Genomic DNA, 21,360 nt, shown 5'->3' with positions numbered 1-21,360 from the left:
AAGCGCCCGCCAGCAACAACAGGGCGAACGCTTATCCATCATTCTTTTATGGTTTGCTATTGCCGATCTCTTCCGGCTTGAAAATGCCTGTCTCCGTGACGATCGCTGTAATGTACTTCGCAGGCGTTACATCGAACGCAGGATTGTACACCTTGATTTCGTCTGGAGCTACCTGTTTGCCCAAGCCATGGGTAATTTCCTCGGCTGGACGCTCTTCAATCGGAATATCTGCGCCTGTCGGTGTGTCTAGATCGACGGAGGACAAGGGAGCTGCCACGTAAAAAGGAATGCCGTGAGCTTTTGCCAATACCGCTACCCCATACGTGCCGATTTTGTTGGCGACATCGCCATTCGCTGCTACGCGGTCTGTACCCACGATGACAGCCTCTACTTTGCCTTGGGACATAACCATCGCCGCCATGTTGTCGCAGATCAGCGTCACATCAATCCCTGCTTGCTGCAATTCGAATGCAGTAAGACGAGCGCCTTGCAGGACAGGACGGGTTTCGTCCGCGTACACCTTCAGGTTCCAGCCGCGTTCCTTTGCCAAATAAAATGGAGCGGTAGCCGTACCGTACGCTGCTGTAGCCAATGCGCCTGGATTACAGTGCGTGAGAATTCCCATACCGTCATGCAACAGAGTGAGCAGATGCTCTCCAATGGTCCGGCATACTTCAGCGTCTTCCTTTTGAATCGTCAGTGCTTCATCGAGCACAGCCGCCTTCAACTCGGCAATCGACGCTCCGCTTTCTTTTTCAACACGAGCTTTGATGCGATCCAACGCCCAGAACAGATTCACGGCTGTCGGACGGGAAGAGCCCAGGTAGTCTGCCTGCTGGTTCAGTTCCTGCCAAAACTCGTCGTAGTTACTCGCTTCACTGCCACGAATACCAAGGTAGAGCCCGTAAGCCGCCGCCATGCCAATCGCCGGTGCGCCTCGTACTTCCAAGCGACGAATGGAACCCCATACTTGCTCGGAGGTAGTCAAGTTCAAATAGATCGTTTCTACTGGCAGACGCGTCTGGTCAAGCAAGACCAATGCGTCATTCTCCCACTTAACAGGTGCCAATTGAGTGCTGGTTGTCATACTGTTGTAGCCTCCTGATAGTAACGTTCGGTGACAGTGCGTACGATGTCCGTGATATCTGTCGATTCGTCGATGCCGCCGCGACCGAGAATCAGCGCTTCTCCAATCGAGAGAGCCAGACGCTCTGCTTCTGCGCGAGTCTGGTCGTCTTCAATGGCATTCAGGTCCGCTACGCCTGCCAAGCCGATGACACGGCGCAAGATTTTGCATCCGGCATAGCCTGCTGTATCCTGAATCAAGCGCTTCACGTAGCTTTGCCACAGTCCCTCGACATGGGCGCTGCGCTCTTTGGCTTGCTTGTGCCAGAGCTGAACGAATTGCGAAACGAATTCATTCCAGACATCCTCGACCGTTTCCAGTAAGTATTCGCGGTACGCTTCCCGTTCTCCTTGATCTTTTTGCAAACCGTGCTGTCCTGCGTAGTTGAGCAATAGATTGGCAATGACCGCCCCGATGTCAAAACCGATTGGACCGTAGTAAGCGAACTCTGGATCGATTGCTTTCAAGCTGTTTTCCGTGATGAAAATACTTCCCGTATGCAGGTCACCATGCAGCAGCGCTTCCGATCGCGTAAGGAAATCGTATTTCAGCTTGGCGATTTCCAGCTTCAGCGGCCTGTTGTTCCAGATCGCCTCGACTTCCCGGCGAATCAACGGGTTGAAGTCGTTGGTAGGCGCATTTTCATACGGATCGGTAAAGACGAGATCTTCCGTAATTTTGCATAATTCTGGATTTATGAATGTTCCGACTAGCGCTTTTTTATCGTACGGATGCGCGCCCAGATCGGAGGTGAAGAACAAGGTTTGCGCGAGAAAACGACCAATTTGCTTCGCGAATAGTGGGTACCGCTTTCCTTCGATCAGACCTTTGCGCATGATCATGTGGTCCCCGACGTTTTCCATAACAGTCAACGCAAGTTCCCCATCAAAATGATACACCTGCGGCACCAAGTCTGGAACGTATTTGTGCTGAATGCGGAGTGCCTCGCTCTCGATACGAGCCCGATCAATCGTAAGTGGCCAAGATTCTCCCACGACGCGGGCAAAAGGCAGTGCTTGTTTGACAATGACGCTCTTACCGGTTGCCAGCTCCTGAATGTCAAAAACCAGATTGAGATTGCCATCCCCGATTTCACGGCTGGTCAGCTCTGCTCCTTCGCTAAAAAGACCCGGTATTCCTTTTACGTACTCCACTGCTTCCTGTTCAGTCAATGCGCGATATGCCATGATTCCAAAACTCCCCTCTACGTATTTTTCCTCTATCTCTACTTGTTTTGTTTGAGTACCTGGAGCAATAAAAAGACCTCTTTTCCCGAAGAAAAGAGGTCGCTGTCGTCACGTGTAAGAACCGTGTTGATGTCCCCCTTATCTTCCAGACTACTTTTGTTTCTGCAGGAATTAGCACCGTGCATGTCGCCTGTCAATCAGTCGCTTCCTCGCGTCTGAATGGCGTCATGTCGGTTGCCGGGTATCATCGGGCCAGTCCCTCCACCTTCTCTGGATAAGGTATCCAAAACGTATTCGGTTTTTGATTTAGTTTGAATCATACAACCAACGCTTCCACGATGTCAACACCCTTTTGTGCAAAAATTCGCACCTTGCTATCAGTAGCTGTATTGTGTTCCCAATGCCGCAGGTGGCTCCAAATTCCACCAGTCTTTCTTGCCTAGAAACGCTGCTGTTATCGACTTTTCGGCCTTGAGCTTCAGCAGTTCTTTGGTAGGTCCGGTGAGGACGGCTCCGTAGATTCGCACTCCGTTTTGAACAGCCAAGGCCGTACTTTTTCCCCACGGTAGTCGTCCAAGGAAGAGTAGGCGCGACAAAAGGTTTCCTGTGTCCGCTCCTCTGCCAGCCTCTCATCTCGTGTCAGCCGGAAAAGATAGCGGTACATATCGTTTACATGCAGCCGGTACACATCCTCCAGACCTACTTTCCCAAGCCGTTCACACCCCTTCATCCCTTACCACGAAGGAAGTGCCAAATAGTTTCACCTTCGTCTCATTTTTCTTCTAACCTGCTGCACATTCTCTGCAAAAACAAGGATTGACTCCTGACAATGAACGTCATATCATGGGGGAAACGAATAACTCTTATCGCGAGCTGGCTGAGGGACTGGCCCTATGATGCCCGGCAACCGGCGCTATACCATGAATCGTACGCGGATGATGCGTACCTTGGATAGCGAAACGGTGCTAATTCCAACGGATAAGAGTCGAGATAGAGCCTCTTTGGCTTGTTTCGGCTACTGACCCGAGAGATGAGAGGAGACGAGACGCTTTCATAGTCGACAACCGCCTCCCCGCTCAATGGGGAGGCTTTTTTTAATCATTCAAGGAGGATGAGACGTACCATGAGTGAACAACGTATCCTCGTCACCTATCTCACACAAGCAAAAGACTTGAACAAGAAAGCGCAAGCCATTGCTGTCGGCATGACAGTCGGTTCCTGGACGGACCTGCCGCTTGCCAAGCAAGCTGAGCTAGCGCCGTATCTTGGTGAAGCCGTGAGTGCAACACCGCTTGCGACACTGGAAAACGGAGAAACACGCGGTTTGATTACCGTCAGCTATCCGACCCGCAATTTTACAGCAGACATTCCATCCTTGTTGACCGGAATATTCGGCAAACTGTCGATGGATGGCAAAATTAAGCTCGTCGACATCGTTTTCCCTGACTCATTCCTTCAGGCTTTTCCTGGACCGAAGTTCGGCATTGATGGTCTGCGCGAACGTTTAGGGGCACATAACCGTCCGCTCTTGATGAGCATTTTCAAATCGTGCCTGGGCCTTCCTTTCGATGACCTGAAGACGCAATTCCGGGCACAAGCCTTGGGCGGAGTCGATCTCGTGAAAGATGACGAAATCTTCTTTGCAGATGACCGCGCTCCTTTTATCGAACGGATCAAAGCGTTCAAGCAAATCGCCCAGGAGACAGAAGCCGAAACAGGCAAGCCCGTCCTTTATGCAGCCAACCTGACTGGACCAGTGCATGAGCTGAACGAAAAAGCGAAACGTGCGGTAGATGCAGGTGCTGACTGCCTCTTGTTCAATGTGCTGGCCTTTGGATTCGATGCCCTGCACCGTTTGGCAGCCGATCCCGATGTACGCGTACCGATCATGGCGCATCCAGCATTGGCAGGCGCTTACTATCCATCACCTGACTACGGTATCGCCACCCCGCTTCTGCTCGGAACCTTGATGCGCGTAGCTGGTGCAGATTTGGTACTCTTCCCATCTCCATATGGCAACGTCGCCTTGGACAAGACAGAAGCGTTACAGCTCGCCAAGCATTTGACCGACCCACTGAATGGTGTGCGCCGATCCTTCCCGGTTCCATCTGCCGGCATTCATCCTGGGCTGGTTCCACAGCTTTATCAAGACTTCGGTCTGGATCAAATTGTCAATGCAGGTGGTGGAATCCACGGTCATCCCGGTGGAGCAACCGCAGGAGCGAAAGCATTCGTCGCCGCGATTGAGGCTGTCACCGCAGGCCGAACACTGGAAGAGGCTGCCGCAGAATCGCAAGAACTGGCGATCGCCCTGGAAAAGTGGGGTGGTGCACGATGAGCAAGAAGCTCGTCCTGTTCTGCGATTTCGACGGAACGATTACCGAAAAAGACAACATTGTAGCGATTGTCCGCAAGTTTGCTCCCCCTGAGTGGGAAGCCTTGACGGAGCAAATCCTTTCGCAAAAAATAAGCGTTCAAGAAGGGGTAGGCAAGCTGTTTCAACTCTTGCCCTCCTCCTTGCGCCAGGACATTATCGATTTCATTGTCCAAGAAGCGACGATTCGCCCGGGATTTGCTGAATTCGTGAGCTATTGCCGCGAAGAAGGCATTGACCTGTTGATCACGAGTGGCGGCATCGACTTTTTCCTGGAGCCTATCCTGGCACCCTTCGATCTTACCGATGTACCGATCTACTGCAATGGCAGTGATTTCAGCGGAGAGCGCATCACCATTACGTGGCCCAACGCGTGCGATGAGCATTGCACGAACGGCTGCGGCATGTGCAAGACGACAATCATCCGCCGGTACGAACCAGCAACCCATTTCCGCATCGTCATCGGCGACTCTATCACTGATTTGGCTGGAGCCAAAATCGCTGACTATGTGATTGCCCGTCACTTCCTCGCTGACAAGGCGGAAGAGCTGCAATTGCCGCATAGCAAGTTTGCCACTTTCCACGATGTGATTCGCATTTTACAGCAAATCCAACAGGAGGTCGTCTAATTCATGACTGCAACACTCGAACAACGTCTGGATGCCTTTCGCCGTCTGGATGACGCCAAGCTGACATTTGCCCGCCGGGATTGGTTTCCCGGCACCAGCGGCAATCTCTCTATTAAAATACAAAACGATCCCTTGCAATTTGCCGTAACCGCAAGCGGCAAAGACAAAACCAAGCTGTCCCCCGAAGATTATCTAGTCGTAGATCAAGACTCGCGTCCGGTGGATGAAACTACGCTCAAGCCTTCCGCGGAAACGCTCATCCACGCCATCGTCTACAAATCGTTCCCGAAGGCGGGTGCTTGCTTCCACGTCCATACCGTGTGGAACAACCTCATTTCCGAGCTGTACTTTGGACAACGAGCCTTCTCCATTCAAGGACAAGAGCTGATCAAGGGACTCGGAATCTGGGAAGAAAACGCGCGCATTACTGTTCCGATTGTTGAGAACTTTGCCGATATTCCGACCTTGGCTACCGAAATTGAAAAAGTGATCACACCAGAAGTTCCCGGCGTACTCATCCGTAACCACGGTATCTACACGTGGGGCGGCAATGACTTCGAGGCCAAGCGCCACCTGGAAGCTTTTGAATTCCTATTCGAGTATCACGCCCGCTGGCTGCAATTACGCCAAGCAGTCGTGTCCACTACAACCACCAATTAAGGAGGAATAAACGATGGCACAAATTCGTTTTCACGACAACAATGAGTACATCTCAGCACCCGAGGAAGTTGTCTCCTTCCTGGACACCCAAGAGATCATTTACGAAAAATGGGGCGTGGATCGCCTTGATCCAAAGCACCGTGATAACTACAGCCCGACAGACGAGGAAAAACAAGAGATTCTCGACACCTTCAAGTCAGAAATCGATGCGATCAGCCAACGTCGCGGTTACTTGACAGCGGACATCATCGTCCTCTCTGACAAAACGCCTAACCTCGACGAGCTGTTGGTGAAATTCAAGGGCGAGCATCACCACACAGACGATGAGTGCCGCTTCTGCGTCGATGGTCACGGTATTTTCGCCATCAAAGGCAAAGATGATCGCTACTTCGACGTCGAGCTGGAGCCAGGCGATCTGATCTCCGTACCGCCGAACTACCGCCACTACTTCACCCTGATGGACGACCGCAAAATCAAAGCGATTCGCCTATTCGTCACTCCTGCAGGCTGGGAAGCAATCTATTAATAACGAACCCCTTGGCATTTACTGATTGCCAGGGGGTTTTGTCTTTCACCCTTCACTTTATGACGCCATTTCCCTTAATCGATACGTCAGGCTTGATTTCAACAGTGGCATTGGAAAAGGCTTTCGTCCAATCATCCTCTACCTTTTTGTATTCCTTATATTCATAGGCACGCGCATAGAGACCAAACCCAAATGGGTCTACACCGATTTCCTGGCATTTCTTGATTAACTTCGTGTAATCCTTCTGTAACTCGTCACTGATCATTCGCTCCATCTTTTTGTAGTCCTTTTTCATGTCGTACGGAAACATTCGCTCCGATATGGACACTCGCAATTTGAAATGAACGTCAAAATGAAACCGACCGTTCTGATAGGATGTTTTCACTTTTTTTTGGACGCCCTTGATAAAAAAACTGATCCTGTCTTTCACAATTTGATTGTGTTCGTTCGGCTCTTTAATCGGGATGGTGACGGACAGTTCCCCTTGTTTTTCATGGAGCAGCGTTTGCAAAAGAATGGTATCCCGCGGTTCTATCGAGCCTGCGTACGTTCCATTTTCTTTTAACAAAGCCGTCCCCATTACCTTTACCGCCTTCTTTTCTTTCTTCAACTCAGTCAGGGTAGGCGTCATCCCTTTTTCAAACATTTGCCGATGGAGCTCCTGCGCCCTCGTCTTTACCGTCAGATTTCTGCTATTGGCTGTGTCTATCAGCTTTGTAACATGAATGGACAGACGAGGCTTGTCCTTTGGTTTAAAATCAAACAACTCATTCACTGGACCATCATGTACAGCCATGCGGGCGTTGACACTAAACTTTGCATCCCGAAAAACGACATCTAGCAACCGAAACCAGTCCGGGTGAGCCAGCAGTTTTTTCCCCATTACAAGCACCTGAATTTTGCCTGGTTGGGTCAAGCCTGTCACTCGCTCATCAAAGCCCATTCTCGCCTCTCTAATCGTAGATGACCGGATACCGTATTGCTCAGATTTTTCCTTTGCTTCCCGACTGAACACAGGGCTTGAGATATAATAGAGAAGCTCGTTTTTTTCGTTCAAATCAATTCCGACCATCAGCGATAAAGTGGTATCCTCCAAATTGATCTGGTCCTTGCATCCTGCCAACATGATTACCAGGAAGCTACATAACAGAATCTGAAATACCCTCATGCTTTTTTCCCACCTTCTGCTCGTTTCGATAGCCTGATCGGTCCCCAAGCTAGTAACGGAAGCGCATAAGCAAAGAACAATCCTGTATAGCTCCAAATTTGTGACGCTTTCTTCAGATCGATAAAGGATGGCGTATATAACCATACCGCCACTGGAACCAAAAGAAGGAACAGACGCAAATGCTTGCGGTGATCCTTCATGCCAAATAACTGACTGGATGAAAAGACACAAAAATAGATGTACGGCGTTGCAGTTGTTGACAATATAAACAAATAACTAGAGAGAAATAGAATATCGACACGTTCCAAAAAACGGAACTCGATGGCTTTCCATAGATTGAGCGTAGGCCATGTATACTCCGTGATTTCATCGGGGCTAAAATAAGCAAAGCAAACGATGATGACAGATATATACACAAGCATCGTCAATGTATTCGCAATGACAATGCCGAGAGACGCATATTGTTTTTTTTGCAAAAAAGGGTAGGCGAAATAACCAAATTCAAATCCAAGAAAAGAGAGTACCGTGGATTTGCTCGCTTCCCATATTGGGTGCCAGCCATCCTTGATTACTGGCAGCAGGTTTAACCACTGAACTTCTCGATAAGCCGTCGTGAGAACAAAAGGTATCCAAAGTGTAAGATAGAACACGAGCTCGGCGTACCTTCCAATCGCACGAACCCCTCCCTGGATAATAAGATAGGTCGGCAGAGCAAAAAGGAATACGACGACATAGGCTGGTGTCTGAGACAGGAGCCACACATTAATGATTCCCGTGGCATTTATCATCAAAACGAACGCCGCTATCCCGCAATAAATGGACATCAAAGCAATAGCGACACGACCGAGCCACTTGCCCAGGATCAATGGAAATATATCGATAATCGTCTTCTCCGGGTACTGCTTCATCATGTTCGTGATGACAAGACTGACTAGCGTTGCCCCAAGCCATCCAATCACAAGCGATATCCATCCATCGGTGCTCGCCTTCTCCGCCAATTCTCTGGGAATCGTCAATACTCCGATCCCTACTTGTGCCCCATGAATGAGGAGAATGTACTGGAGGACGCTCAATTGGTTGTATGTATACTTTTTCATCACCCGTCCTCCCTTGGCCGATTATTCCCCTGCCTTTGCTCCTCAATCGTGTGGGCTGACAGGGGACGATCTTTCATTTTCCATAGTGGCAGGCGGATAAACAAATCTTTCCAATCTCCGAAACGCACAGGGGCAAGAGGGCTTCCATAAGGAACACCTAATGATTCCAGCGTAATCAAATGGCCAATCAGTGTCATTAATCCCACTATAATTCCAACGAACCCAAACATCGCAGCAAGTATCATCATCAAAAATCGCATTAGCCTAACTGCCGAGGCCATATCATAGTTCGGGATAATAAAGGATGAGATCGCTGTAAATGCAACGACGATCACCATAATGTTGCTCACAATCCCCGCTTGTACGACCGCTTGACCAATCACGATACCTCCTACGATACCGACTGTTTGTCCGATAGGCGCTGGCAAGCGAATTCCCGATTCCCGAAGCATTTCCAATGTGAGCTCCATAATGAATGCTTCTAACAAGGGAGGAAACGGGACCTTTTCTCGGGATTCCCCTACTGACAAAATCAAATCCAGCGGGATGACCTCATAATTGAAAGAAATCAACGCAATATAAATCGCAGGCAAAAAAGTAGCAATCAAGAAAGCCAAGTAGCGAAGCAAGCGAATGAACGTAGCGACAGGCCAGCGCGTACCGTAATCGTCAACATTTTGAAAAAAGGAAACGAAAGTAGCTGGTCCGATTAATACGCTTGGAGAGCGATCGACAACGACAGCAATCCTCCCTTGCAAGATGTGAGAGGCGACTGTATCTGGGCGTTCTGAAGTCAAAAACTGCGGAAACAGAGAGTAAGGATTATCCTCGATATACTCCTCCAGTTCAGACGCATTGAGAATCGAGTCAACCTTGATGCTCTTGAGCCGATCTTCCAACTCCTGTAATATTTCCGGATTCGCCACATCAGCCAAATAGATGATCGAGAGCTTTGAAAGGCCTCGTTCTCCTAACCACATTTCTTTTATTTTCATTTCACGGTTGGGAATATAGCGGCGAATGAGGGCAATGTTCTGCGTGTCCGTTTCGACAAACCCTTGGTGTCCACCCTTCAGCGCAGCCTCCAACTGCGGGTCTTCTATCGCCCGCTGCGGCCATCCATTCGTTTCAATCACAAGCACTTCTTTTCGACCCTCGATAAATAATAGACTGCTCCCAAGCAAAATCTCAGTTTCTACTTTCCGAAAGTCGTAGGCAACTGATACCTTTCCGACAGATAACAGGTCAAAAATACTCGATTTCTCACCCGCTGGATGTGACAAAAGTGGACGAAGCACATTGTTGTTAATCGAGTTTTTGTCAACCAAGCCGTTCAAGTAGACGAGTGTAACCATATCCTCTATATGCTGACAAGCAAACGTCCGAATGACCAAATCAGGTGTCAGCGTGAAAATCGCATTCAGCTCCGCAAGGTTATCACTTAATCGCTCACTGATCTCTCGTACACGGATAGGCTCACTCGAGTGGCTCATCCTGTCTTTGACAGATGTCTTTTTTCTTCTCAGCCACCCTCTCATCGCCATCTCCTACAGCTCCCGCCCTTTTACGAAGTATGTTCCATTAGCGTTCGTGAGAGCTTCCCAAAATATGCATGCGACTTGGCACATTCTGCCGCTCGATCGAATAAATCCCAACGCCCTGCAAATACTGTTGGGAGTACGAGATTACTTTGGCGGGGAAATCATGAAAAACGGATTATCTTTTACACAAATCGTCGTCATGCTGCTTTTAACCAACGGATTGATGAACCATGTCATCGTCATTCCGATGATGCTAGATTCGGCCAAAAGAGACTCCTGGATCTCGGTTTTGTTAGCTGGGGTGCTTTACTTGTTGTGGACTGTTTTACTCTATTCGGTCTATAAAAAAACAGAGAATGAGCATCTATTCCAGTGGATCAAAAAAACGTACGGCTTCCCGCTCTATTGCGTATTGGCGCTGCTGACATGTGTCTACTGCTTTACAATCGCCACCATGACGATGACCGATACGATTACGTGGGTCAATTTATCGTTTGCTCCAGAGACACCGCTGGAGGTACATACGATCTTGTTTGCAGTCCTTTGTCTCGTCAACGCGATGTTTGGAATCCGCTCCATCGCAATGACCTCTTCTGTACTTTTGCCATTCGTCGTCCTTTTGGGATTTTTCGTGATGTCTACTAACTTTCCAAACAAAGATTACAGTCTGCTCCTCCCTATGATGGAAAACGGGATTGCCCCTGTTTTACGAGGAATGATGTATGCGGGCACAGGCTTTGTCGAACTGATCCTCCTGTTATGTATGCAGCATCACCTTCAATCGAGAGTGCCGTACTATCAACTTTTCATTTTGGCGTTTGTCATGATTGGCCTCACATTCGGGCCAACCTTAGGTGCTATTGTAGAATTCGGTCCGGATAAAGCCGGAAAATTGCGCTATCCTGCCTATGAGGAATGGCGACTCGCCAATATAGGCCTATATATCGAGCATCTCGATACCCTGAGCATATACCAATGGTTTAGCGGTGCCTTTACGCGCATTTCTCTCTCGCTTTTGCTGATTGTCGAAATACTGATGATTCCGTATGGAAAGAAACGGATTTGGTGGTTAATCGGGCTATTTTTCTTCTCATCTGCCCTCTCCCGCTATCCCATAAGTGCGATCCAATTTTACAGCTTGTTATCGAAACAGCTTTTACCCAGTCTTTTCGTATTGGCCCTGTCTCTTTCCATCGTTTTTGCTCTCTTGACAGCCTTCGCCTCTAGGAGGAAACAACATGACGAATCGTAGGTTTGCCAAGGTCAAAGGGTACACGCCAGCAACAACCGTTAAAGAATTGCCTTCGATTTCGCTACAGGCATTTCATGATTTGTTTGAAGACTGCAATGACATATGCATAGATACGCACTCCCTCGTCCCAGGACACACTCCCACTCGCGTGCATTTTATCTACTCCGACTGCTTGTGCGATTTGAACCAGATCAGCGAGTATTTGATGCCACAGCTCGTGCAGCTTTTTGTGAACGAAAACATCCTAGATGCTGAGGATTTATTTGAAAAACGGCTCTTTTTCATGAATGAGCTGACACAGCCGACGAATGTTGATTGGATTTGCAGACACGTTTTCTCCGGAAATTTGTTGATGGTGTTTGAAGACTTTCATACTGTCTATTATGTAGAGACGGGAAATCCCCCCCGACGCGAACCTGAGGAAACCAATACCGACGCATCGATTAGCGGCCCGCGCGATGGATTTACGGAAGAAATCAATACGAATCTGGGTCTGATCCGCAAAAGGCTTCGGACGTATCAGCTAAAATTCGTTCCATATATCGTCGGGAGCCACACTCATACGCGCATTGGTTTATTGTATTTGCAAGACCAAATCGATCCGATTTTGTTGAAGGAAATTCACGACAGAATGGATTCACTTGATAGCAAGGGCATTGTAAGCGGTATGCAAGTAGAAGAACGGTTATCTCGATCCCCCTTTACTCTTTTGCCAGAATTTCAGTACACCGGAAGGCCTGATTATGTAGTGAACGCTCTTTTAAAAGGTCGGTTTGCCATGTTGATCGATGGCTCACCTATTTCATTAATTGGCCCGGTTAACTTTTTCATGCTGCTAAACGCTGCCGAGGATACCAGCTCATCTGTTTTTTCCGTAGTGTTTGTCCGTATTCTGCGGATGGCCTGCGTGATCATTGCGCTCTTTTTACCCGGCCTTTGGGTCGCGCTTATTACCTATCATCAGGAACAGCTTCCGTACACCTTGATTGCCACCATTGTGAAGTCGCGACAAGGCGTTCCGTTGCCAGCTGCATTGGAAGTTTTGCTCATGGTGCTCTTGTTTGATTTGTTTAAAGAGGCTGGTTTGCGCCTTCCTCTATCGATTGGTCAAACACTGTCCGTTGTTGGAGGCCTGATCGTTGGACAAGCAGCGATATCGGCCGGTTTGACCTCTACAGGCAGTCTGGTCATTGTCGCGCTTTCCGTAATGGCTACCTTTACGTTATCGAATCAACATATCGTCTCGTCTGTTACCCTGTTTCGGTTCGGGATATTGCTCTTATGCTCCCTTCTCGGGATGTTTGGCTTCATGATGTCGCTTCTAGCAATGGTTCTATTCTTTTCCAACATGCGCTCCTTTGGCTTGTATTATTTGTCGCCGCTTGCCCCGACCTCTTGGCCTGACTTGTATAAAACACTGTTCCGCACACCTTGGCGAAAAGTAGAGAAAAGCCCTGAATTCCTGCATGATCCCTCGAAAAGGAAGGGCTCCTGATATGGCTCGCATCCGTGTAATGGCCGTCATCCTCCTCCTCCCGCTCCTGCTTAGTGGCTGCTGGAACGCACGTGAAATTGAAAATCTGCTTTATGTCAATGCACTTGGGGTCGATTATGTTGACAATAAATTCGAGGTGTACGCCCAATTGCTGAACTTCTCTACCATCGCCAAACAAGAAGCGGGAGGAGAACGATCTGCAAGCGGGGTGGCCATTGCAAAAGGAAGCGGCGATTCTTTTGTGAGCGCCCTTTTTAGTCTGTATCCCACGAATCAGGCGCAAATGACTTGGAGCCATATTCGTTCCTTGGTTCTCAGTGAACAGGTATTGAAACGCCCACTTCTCGATCAAGTCATCGATGAGCTCGACCGGTTTTACGAATTTCGTTACACCATCTGGACGTATGTGTCCAAAGAACCACTGATGGATATTCTTACGCCCAAGCAAGTATTCAACCAGCCTGCCATTTACTCGCAATTGTCCAATCCACAGGATCTTCACAAGCAAAACTCGGCGATTTATCCGATGAAGCTGTTTCAATTTGTCAGGAAAAGAGATGAACCCAACAAGGTCGTCTACTTGCCAATGCTCTCCATTAACAGAAAGACCTGGTCGGAGGACAACAAACCTTTGCCCCAGCTTAAAACAACCGGTGCCTGCATGCTGCAAAACAAGGAGGTCAAGGGTTGCTGGCCGCGCTCTGAGTTGCTCGGATTGCGCTGGCTAGACGAGCATACCAATCGATCGTTACTGACCGTAAAAAAGGGCAAACAACCTCTGGCAAATCTCGTCCTGCAAAAACCAAAAGTAAAGATACAGCCGCTACTGCGAGACAATCAAGTCACGTTTCAGATCGATGTGGAGCTGCTGGGCTTCATACCGCTATACCATCACATAAGCCCCGTTCGGGAAATCGAGAAAGAAGCCGCGAAAAAAATCGAAGAGGAGATTCGGGGGTTGTACGAAAAAGGACGGAAGCAACAGATGGACACGCTTCAACTGGGGCACACCCTTTATCGCAAATATCCGAAAGAATGGAAACGAATGCAGCAAAATGAAACGCTACCGCTTAACCCGTCCTCTCTGGAGGCGGTGAACGTCAAAGTAACGATTTTCGATGGCGGGATTTCGAAGGTGAAGCAAGAGCGTTAAATGGGAAAGGAGCAAAGCGTTGAGCTTTGCTCCTTTCTTTGTCTTCTATTTGGAACTACACCACATATGCTCCCGCTTCGATCACACGATCCGCAATCGAACGTTTGAGTGCCACCGTATTGATCGGCGTGCGGCGGGTCAGCTTTTTCAGGATCGAGAGGCGCAGACGAAGCTCGTCGCCCTCTTCCATTGCCGCCAATGCTTCCTTCGCCCAGCCTTCGATACGATCGAATGCCTCATGCACATAGACAGCGGTCATTTCCAGCTTTTGCTGCTCGGCTTCGATGCCATTTGCCGCCATTGCTTTCTCTGTACGCTTCACGATGCTGTCCATTGCATATAGCTCTATCAGCATGTCAGCCGCGAATGCCAAGAGTTCTTGTTCTTTGGACATCGCTTGTTGGTATTTCATCAACGCAGAACCAGCCACCATCAAAATGATTTTGCGCGTGATGTTGATCAGATGCTTCTCCATAGCTAAAGGTGCATCTTCAATCTCTTCTGGATAATAGCTCATCAGATCTGCTTGCAGGCTGCTTGCTGCTTGCATGAGTGGCAGTTCGCCTTTCATCGCCTTTTTCACGAGCGTATCCGGGATGAGCATGCGGTTGATTTCGTTCGTTCCTTCGAAAATGCGGTTAATCCGCGAGTCACGGTACATATTCTCGATCTCATACTCGGACATAAAGCCGTATCCACCGTGGATTTGCACGCCTTCGTCCACGCAGTAATCCAAAACCTCAGTGGCAAATACTTTATTGATCGAGCATTCGATTGCATAATCCGCAATCGCCTTCGCAACCTCCGCGCCATCATCCGCTTTTTCACCCAAGCGAGTCAGTGCTGTATCGAACAGACCCACTGTCCGATAGACGGAGCTTTCAGCCGCATACGTTTTTACTGCCATGTTCGCCAGCTTGTTTTTGATTAAAGTAAAGTTGGCAATTGGCGTTTTGAACTGCTTGCGTTCTTTTGCGTAGTTCGACGCGAGTTCCACCGCTTTTTTCGCGGAGCCGACTGCACCCACCGCGAGCTTGTAACGACCAACGTTCAAGATGTTGAACGCGATCACGTGACCTCTTCCAGGCTCACCTAGCAGATTGTCTACCGGTACAGGTACATCTTGCAAAATGACTGTGCGTGTTGAGGAGCATTTGATCCCCATCTTCTTCTCTTCCGGCCCAAACGAAACACCTGGGAATGTCCGCTCGACGATAAAGGCAGTAAATTTCTCGCCATCGATTTTCGCGTATACGATAAATACATCAGCAAAGCCAGCGTTTGTGATCCATTGCTTCTCTCCATTGAGAATATAGTGCGTGCCATCTGCGGAGAGAGTCGCTGTCGTTTTCGCACCCAGCGCATCTGAGCCAGAGCCAGGCTCTGTCAGGCAGTAGGCAGCGATTCGTTTTCCAGATGCCAGATCAGGCAGGTAGCGCTGTTTTTGCTCTTCGTTTCCAAAATACACGATCGGCAGTGATCCGATACCGACGTGGGCGCCGTAGCTGAGCGCAAAGCCGCGAGCCAGCGAGAACTTCTCTGTGACGAGTGCAGTGCTGACTTTATCCAGCCCCAGTCCCTCGTATTTCTCTGGAACGTCTCCAGCCAACAAACCGAGCTCCCCTGCTTCCTTCAACAGACGAACCGAAATATCAAATTGGTGGTTTTCAAGCTCTTCCAAATGAGGACGAACTTCATTATTGACGAAATCCTCCGTCGTCTTGGCAATCATCTTTTGCTCATCGGTGTATTCTTCTGGCACGAATACATCATCAGCTGAACCTGCATCGATCAAAAAGCTTCCACCGCGGATCAAATCTTTTGTTTCTGCCATTACTATCCCACTCCTTATTTTAAATTTAGATCATCTCAAAAACGCCAGCGGCTCCCATTCCACCACCGATACACATCGTAACGACTCCGTATTTGCCACCTCTGCGCTTCATTTCGTTCAAAAGCTGGACGGTCAGCTTGGCACCACTGCAACCAAGTGGATGCCCTAATGCGATTGCCCCACCATTTACATTGACCTTTTCAGGATTGAGTCCCAGCTCGCGAATGACGGCAATCGATTGAGAAGCGAACGCTTCATTTAACTCAAACAGATCGACATCCTCCAAGCTGATTCCCGCTAGTTTCAATGCTTTTGGAATCGCGACAACCGGACCAATCCCCATGACATCAGGGTCTACGCCGCCAACCGTAAAAGAACGGAACTTTGCCATCGGCTCGACACCCAGCTCGGCTGCTTTTTCAGCAGACATCACAAGAACTGCCGCTGCGCCGTCGCTCGTTTGTGAGGAATTTCCTGCCGTTACGCTGCCTTGCACATGAAAGACCGGCCTGAGCTTGGCGAGTGCCTCCATCGTCGTGTCCGAGCGCGCTCCTTCATCCTTGTCAAAAACACGTTCCTGGACGTGAACTTTGCCAGCTTCATCTACAAAATGCTGCTTGATTGTCAATGGTACGATTTCATCTTGGAATTTCCCTGAAGTTATCGCAGCTGTCGCACGCTGATGGCTTTGCAGAGCAAAAGCATCCTGATCCTCACGAGAAATGTTGTACCGCTTCGCTACTTCTTCAGCCGTATGGCCCATGCTCATGTACGCTTCCGGCTTCGTTTCTACCAGAGTCGGATTAAGTGCGATTTTGTGACCGAGCATCGGCACCAGACTCATGCTCTCCACCCCGCCAGCGACAACCACATCGGAGCTGCCGACCATGATCTGCTGAGCAGCGTAAGCAATCGTCTGCAAACCGGAGGAGCAAAAGCGATTGATCGTGATACCCGATACATTGGTCGGCAATCCGGCACGCAGTCCGATCAAGCGAGCCATATTCATGCCTTGCTCAGCTTCCGGTACAGCCGTCCCTATGATGATATCCTCGATATCAGCCGGATCGAGCTGTGGCACGCGGCGCAACAGGTCGCTTACAACTGCGGCTCCCATATCGACTGGGTGAAAATCTTTGAGACTTCCTTTTTTCGATTTACCGATAGCGGTGCGGGCGCCCGCGACAATAACTGCTTCTCTCATCGTTATCCCTCCCTCTCCCTAGTTACGCAAAGGCTTGTTTTTGGTCAGCATGTGCTGCATCCGTTGCTGGCTTTTCGGTGTCTTAATCAGTTCGAGGAACGCTTGCTTTTCCAGCTCCAGAATGTAGCTCTCTGTCACTTCTGTACCCGCTGACACGTTACCACCGGACATGACATAAGCAACTTTGCTTGCGATCAGTTCATCATGCTCGGAAATATATCCACTCTTCTTCATGGCATAAATATTTTGGCGCAGGTTCGCATAACCCGTTTCTCCGATGACGCGAATTTTGCGTGGCGCTGGCGGCGTGTAGCCCTCTTTATCCATCGTGAGCACCAGCTGCTTCGCATCGTATAACAAATGATCGGCATTCACGCTGATGCGATCAGTCGGTCGCAGGTACCCTAGGTTGATAGCTTCCTGACCACTCGTAGATACCTTTGCCATGGCAATGGCTTCAAACGCCTTCGCCACGAACGGGAACGGATCAACTGGGACGCTGCCTCCCTCTGGAACGTTTTCCATTGCTCGGAACAGCATCTCCTTCGTTCCTCCGCCACCAGGCAAAAGTCCTACTCCCACCTCTACCAGTCCAAGGTATGTCTCTGCCGATACCTGTACACGATCCGCGAGATAGGCCACCTCGACACCGCCGCCCAGCGTCATGCCGAACGGTGCTGCGACGACTGGACGATGCATGTAGCGCAGTGCCCGTGCTGTTTTGTGGAAGTTCGTGACGAGCATATCGAGCTCCAGCCAGTTCTCATCCTGTGCTTCCATCAACGCCATTGCGAGATTCATCCCGACGCAGAAGTTCTTGCCTTGATTACCGATGACCAGACCAGCGAAGTTCTTCTGCACTTCCTCTGCGGCCTGACTTGCCATGTGCAAGACATCCATACCGAGCGCATTATGCGGAGAGGTGAATTCCAGACATGCGACTCCATCGCCCAAATCGATCAAGGCGGCACCCGCATTTTTCTTGATCAGCTTGCCTTGCTCCTTAAGTGCTGCCAAGTTGATGTTTTCTTTGCTCTCTTCGACGTCCTTGTAGGTGCCTCCGATGGAAAACACGCTGCGCTTTCCTTGCTCTTGTTGATAAAAGGAGGTCTTCCCACTCGCGAGCAGCTCCTCGACGAGTGCCGGAATCTTCTCGTTTTCCTCACGCATTCTTGCCACTGACTTTTCGAGACCGATGGCATCCCATGTTTCGAACGGCCCCATCTCCCAGCCGAAGCCCCACTTCATGGCCTGATCAACAGAGACGATATCATCCGCGATCTCATGAGCCTTTTCCGCAGAGTACAACAATACCTTTTTGAAGACACTCCAGACAAACTCACTGCCCTTGTCCTTGCCGTAAGCGAGCGCTCTCAACTTCTCAGGCAATGTCTTGGCTGTTTTAGCTGTTTCGAGGGAAGGGAACTTCGGCCTCACACTTGGACGGTATTCCAGCGTGTCAACTGACAGTGCCAGGATCTCTTTCCCTTTCTCCGTCTTCACCTGCTTGAAAAAGCCTTGACCAGCTTTTTGCCCAATCCATCTTTTCTCTACCATTTGCAGAACAAACTCCGGCACTTCAAAAACCGAGCGCTCCTGTTCATCCGTGCTTTTGTTCCTGACGTTTCCCGCCACATGTACGTACGTATCCAGTCCGACGACATCGAGTGTGCGGAACGTAGCGCTCTTCGGACGGCCGATGACCGGTCCTGTCAACGCATCTACCTCATCTACCCCAAGCCCCAGTCGCACCATTTCGTGGATCGAAACCTGCAATCCATATGTACCGATGCGATTCGCAATGAAGTTAGGCGTATCCTTGCAAACGACCATTCCTTTTCCGAGCACATGCTCACCAAAATGCTTCATGAAAGAGATGACTTGCGGGTCTGTATCAAGACCTGGGATCAGCTCCAACAGTTTCAAGTAGCGCGGTGGGTTAAAAAAGTGCGTGCCGAGGAAATGCTTGCGGAAGTCATCAGAGCGTCCCTCTGCCATTTCGTTGATAGAAACACCGGACGTATTGGAAGACACGATTGTCCCTGGCTTGCGATGCGCTTCTACCATAGCGAAGACGCTTTTCTTCACTTCGATATTCTCGACGACTACCTCAATAATCCAATCGACCTCGCTCAAGCAAGAAAGATGGTCTTCGAAGTTACCAACTGTAATCAGGTCGATGTTCTTTTTATCGTAGAGCGGCGCCGGCTTCTCCTTCAAAAGTCGGTCACGGCCCGCTTGTGCGATCCGATTTTTCACCACGCTATCAGACAAAGTAAGTCCTTTTGTACTCTCATCTGCTGTCAATTCACGCGGCACGATGTCCAGTAAATAAGTGGGAATACCGACGTTGGCTAAATGTGCTGCGATCCCAGCGCCCATGACGCCTGAACCGAGAACTGCCGCCTTGCGAATTTTGCGTTCCATCTCCAAATCCTCCTTTTTAAAAACCTAGTCATGGCTTATTCATGGTCAAAAGAATGGCCTCGCAACAGTGAATACCTAATATTCAGACTAGAGGAGCATTTTTAAAACTTCTACTTTCTCTATAGATATTCCTGTGTACATCAGCACATGTCTCTTATTGAATGAATGCTCATTCAGTATGTGGGTTAAAAAATGACATCCCACGTTTTGGCTGTCTTACATGCCCGGAGATGTTACGCTCCCACCAACTGAATCACCGTTCAGTTTTTATTGTAATCGAAAATTCTGTCAGTTGCAATCGTCTCTTGTCGCTTCTTTGTAAGAAAGAAAAGAAAAGGGACACTCGATTTTCCAGTGCCCCTTTTCCTGTGCTATTTTTGCGAGTAAATCAGCGTGGTGATCTTGCGTCCGTAAGTGTTGGACGCATCTCCTTCCAATCGGTATTCAATCTGGAAGTCTCCGTTTTTCGGGTCTAGATAATGTGCAATCACCCAGAGGGTTTTCGAATTGTTTTCGTCTGCCTTGACCGATACTTTTACTGGTCCGTTATATGTGGGCACTTGCTCCAGCTTTGTCATGCTTTTGAGCGCATCGTCTGTAAAGAGCACAGACAGCTGCTTCTGATTTTTTGTTTCGTACGCCAAATTCGCTGCTCGTAAATACACCTGCGCGATATGCTGCTGATTCGCAGGTGAACCACGGAACTGCGAAGCTACATCCATCCGGTAATAATCAATCAGTCGATCCATCACGACAACGTATTCTGCACGCGTCAGGATCTTGTTCGGAGAAAAGGTCTTGTCCGTGAGAAACAGATTGAATTCGCGGATCGCCAGTGGGTACGGTGAATATGTATCCCGATAGAATCGGTCGCGCTTCCATTCGTAATGGCTGTTAAAGAAAGAGACTGTATCTTGTGGTTTAATATTGGCTGTACGGAATTTTTGGGGTGCCAGCATATGAAACAGCATCAAGCTGGCCTCTTCTTTCATCAATGGCCACTGCATCCCGGCACTGGACATCCACCAGTTCGGATTTTCCTTCTCTTGCTTTTTCATCAGGTGTCCGGTTTCAGCCAAATATAGATAGTACAGCATCCGGTCTCCTGGATCAAACTTGCCCAAATCGTCTGTTTCGATTTTCATCATGGTCTTTAGATTGCTCAGCAGTTGATCTACTTCCCCCCGGAGTAGATAGCGATGATCCAGGTTTGGCTTGCGTTCTGGCTTTTCTATCGGTCCATATACCGTCTCAAATACGCGATTCAGCATAGCCAAAGCTTCGCCTCGAGTAATTGGCTTGTTTGGGTAAAAAGGCTGATATCCCTTCCTCTTTACGATGCCCAGATCCGCCATTTTGTTGATGTGCTCACGCGCCCAATGTTCCTGTATGTCCGTATACATGCCAGGTGCAGCCGCATTCGCACTCCCTGAAAAAACGCTTTGCACTACTAGCAGTGCCAAGAGAAAAACGATAGCAAAACGCTTTACCATGACTTACGATGACTCCTTTCTTTCCATGATCATTTCCTTACTCCCTTTTTTTGGAATTCGTCCCCAGTAGCATCCATTCCTGCCATATTGGTCTATTTTCCTGGGTCTGATCTCTCCCTTTCTTGTATCGGGATGAAAACGGAACTTTGTTATACTTTTTCAAAACAAATGAAAAAGAGCCGCACTTTGTAGTA

18 protein-coding genes and 2 riboswitches are annotated in these 21,360 nt (G+C 49.1%); of the genes, 7 read left to right on the top strand and 11 right to left on the bottom strand.

Annotated features, from left to right (window positions below):
* Positions 1–46 precede the first annotated feature (46 nt).
* The 4 genes from mtnA to HP398_RS14170 all read right to left on the bottom strand — a co-directional run bounded on the left by mtnA (position 47) and on the right by HP398_RS14170 (position 2,977).
* Positions 47–1,087 carry an S-methyl-5-thioribose-1-phosphate isomerase gene (mtnA, locus tag HP398_RS14185; RefSeq protein ID WP_173622904.1) on the bottom strand — a complete coding sequence of 347 codons (1,041 nt, stop codon included), beginning with the start codon at positions 1,085–1,087 and terminating at the stop codon, positions 47–49.
* Positions 1,084–2,313 carry an S-methyl-5-thioribose kinase gene (gene mtnK, locus HP398_RS14180; RefSeq protein WP_173622903.1) on the bottom strand — a complete coding sequence of 410 codons (1,230 nt, stop codon included), beginning with the start codon at positions 2,311–2,313 and terminating at the stop codon, positions 1,084–1,086. The genes mtnA and mtnK overlap by 4 nt, the downstream gene beginning before the upstream one ends.
* 135 nt (positions 2,314–2,448) lie before the next feature.
* A riboswitch (SAM riboswitch) is annotated at positions 2,449–2,594 on the bottom strand.
* A gap of 96 nt (positions 2,595–2,690) precedes the next feature.
* On the bottom strand, positions 2,691–2,840 hold the full coding sequence (locus HP398_RS14175; protein WP_371736745.1) for an anti sigma factor C-terminal domain-containing protein: 150 nt from the start codon (positions 2,838–2,840) through the stop codon (positions 2,691–2,693).
* Positions 2,792–2,977 (bottom strand): sigma factor, encoded by a 186-nt coding sequence (locus HP398_RS14170; protein WP_254476143.1) that lies wholly within the window; start codon positions 2,975–2,977, stop codon positions 2,792–2,794. The genes HP398_RS14175 and HP398_RS14170 overlap by 49 nt, the downstream gene beginning before the upstream one ends.
* A 196-nt stretch (positions 2,978–3,173) precedes the next feature.
* Positions 3,174–3,350: riboswitch (SAM riboswitch) on the top strand.
* An 86-nt stretch (positions 3,351–3,436) separates the two neighbouring features.
* Between HP398_RS14170 and HP398_RS14165 the strand changes: the two genes are divergently transcribed.
* Genes HP398_RS14165 through HP398_RS14150 form a run of 4 tightly spaced genes read left to right on the top strand, consistent with a single transcriptional unit; the run spans position 3,437 to position 6,502 of the window.
* Entirely contained in the window at positions 3,437–4,651 is a 1,215-nt protein-coding gene (locus HP398_RS14165; protein ID WP_017251461.1) for a 2,3-diketo-5-methylthiopentyl-1-phosphate enolase, read from the top strand.
* Positions 4,648–5,316 (top strand): 2-hydroxy-3-keto-5-methylthiopentenyl-1-phosphate phosphatase, encoded by a 669-nt coding sequence (locus tag HP398_RS14160; RefSeq protein ID WP_173622902.1) that lies wholly within the window; start codon positions 4,648–4,650, stop codon positions 5,314–5,316. The genes HP398_RS14165 and HP398_RS14160 overlap by 4 nt, the downstream gene beginning before the upstream one ends.
* 3 nt (positions 5,317–5,319) lie before the next feature.
* On the top strand, positions 5,320–5,976 hold the full coding sequence (locus HP398_RS14155) for a methylthioribulose 1-phosphate dehydratase (protein ID WP_017251463.1): 657 nt from the start codon (positions 5,320–5,322) through the stop codon (positions 5,974–5,976).
* A 13-nt stretch (positions 5,977–5,989) separates the two neighbouring features.
* Positions 5,990–6,502, top strand: a complete 513-nt coding sequence (locus HP398_RS14150) for a 1,2-dihydroxy-3-keto-5-methylthiopentene dioxygenase (protein ID WP_173622901.1) — start codon at positions 5,990–5,992, stop codon at positions 6,500–6,502.
* 52 nt (positions 6,503–6,554) lie between these two features.
* On the opposite strand, the gene HP398_RS14145 is transcribed toward HP398_RS14150, so the two are convergent.
* Genes HP398_RS14145 through HP398_RS14135 form a run of 3 tightly spaced genes read right to left on the bottom strand, consistent with a single transcriptional unit; the run spans position 6,555 to position 10,311 of the window.
* Positions 6,555–7,670: a Ger(x)C family spore germination protein gene (locus tag HP398_RS14145; RefSeq protein ID WP_173622900.1), complete on the bottom strand. Its 1,116-nt coding sequence runs from the start codon at positions 7,668–7,670 to the stop codon at positions 6,555–6,557.
* The gene (locus HP398_RS14140; RefSeq protein ID WP_173622899.1) at positions 7,667–8,767 is read right to left on the bottom strand and encodes a GerAB/ArcD/ProY family transporter; all 1,101 of its coding nucleotides are present in this window, start codon (positions 8,765–8,767) and stop codon (positions 7,667–7,669) included. The genes HP398_RS14145 and HP398_RS14140 overlap by 4 nt, the downstream gene beginning before the upstream one ends.
* A complete protein-coding gene (locus HP398_RS14135) occupies positions 8,767–10,311 on the bottom strand; it encodes a spore germination protein (protein ID WP_173622898.1) in 1,545 nt (514 codons plus the stop codon). Before HP398_RS14135 ends, HP398_RS14140 begins: the two co-directional genes overlap by 1 nt.
* 64 nt (positions 10,312–10,375) lie before the next feature.
* Here HP398_RS14135 and HP398_RS14130 point away from each other — a divergent pair, with 64 nt between their 5' ends.
* Genes HP398_RS14130 through HP398_RS14120 form a run of 3 tightly spaced genes read left to right on the top strand, consistent with a single transcriptional unit; the run spans position 10,376 to position 14,208 of the window.
* Positions 10,376–11,560: an endospore germination permease gene (locus HP398_RS14130; RefSeq protein ID WP_017251468.1), complete on the top strand. Its 1,185-nt coding sequence runs from the start codon at positions 10,376–10,378 to the stop codon at positions 11,558–11,560.
* Positions 11,547–13,055, top strand: a complete 1,509-nt coding sequence (locus tag HP398_RS14125) for a spore germination protein (protein WP_173622897.1) — start codon at positions 11,547–11,549, stop codon at positions 13,053–13,055. The genes HP398_RS14130 and HP398_RS14125 overlap by 14 nt, the downstream gene beginning before the upstream one ends.
* Position 13,056: 1 nt before the next feature.
* A complete protein-coding gene (locus HP398_RS14120; RefSeq protein WP_173622896.1) occupies positions 13,057–14,208 on the top strand; it encodes a Ger(x)C family spore germination protein in 1,152 nt (383 codons plus the stop codon).
* Between the two features lie 55 nt (positions 14,209–14,263).
* Here the strand turns inward: HP398_RS14120 and HP398_RS14115 are convergent, their stop codons facing one another.
* The 4 genes from HP398_RS14115 to HP398_RS14100 form a co-directional block, all read right to left on the bottom strand.
* Positions 14,264–16,042 (bottom strand): acyl-CoA dehydrogenase family protein, encoded by a 1,779-nt coding sequence (locus tag HP398_RS14115; protein ID WP_017251471.1) that lies wholly within the window; start codon positions 16,040–16,042, stop codon positions 14,264–14,266.
* A 25-nt stretch (positions 16,043–16,067) separates the two neighbouring features.
* Positions 16,068–17,246 (bottom strand): acetyl-CoA C-acetyltransferase, encoded by a 1,179-nt coding sequence (locus HP398_RS14110; RefSeq protein WP_106834411.1) that lies wholly within the window; start codon positions 17,244–17,246, stop codon positions 16,068–16,070.
* An 18-nt stretch (positions 17,247–17,264) separates the two neighbouring features.
* The gene (locus tag HP398_RS14105; protein WP_173622895.1) at positions 17,265–19,673 is read right to left on the bottom strand and encodes a 3-hydroxyacyl-CoA dehydrogenase/enoyl-CoA hydratase family protein; all 2,409 of its coding nucleotides are present in this window, start codon (positions 19,671–19,673) and stop codon (positions 17,265–17,267) included.
* Positions 19,674–20,044: 371 nt separating this feature from the next.
* On the bottom strand, positions 20,045–21,166 hold the full coding sequence (locus HP398_RS14100) for an S-layer homology domain-containing protein (protein WP_173622894.1): 1,122 nt from the start codon (positions 21,164–21,166) through the stop codon (positions 20,045–20,047).
* Positions 21,167–21,360 lie beyond the last annotated feature (194 nt).

Source organism: Brevibacillus sp. HB1.4B (assembly GCF_013284285.1).
Classification (GTDB): Bacteria; Bacillota; Bacilli; order Brevibacillales; family Brevibacillaceae; genus Brevibacillus; species Brevibacillus porteri.
This window is presented reverse-complemented; position numbering and strand designations above follow the sequence as displayed.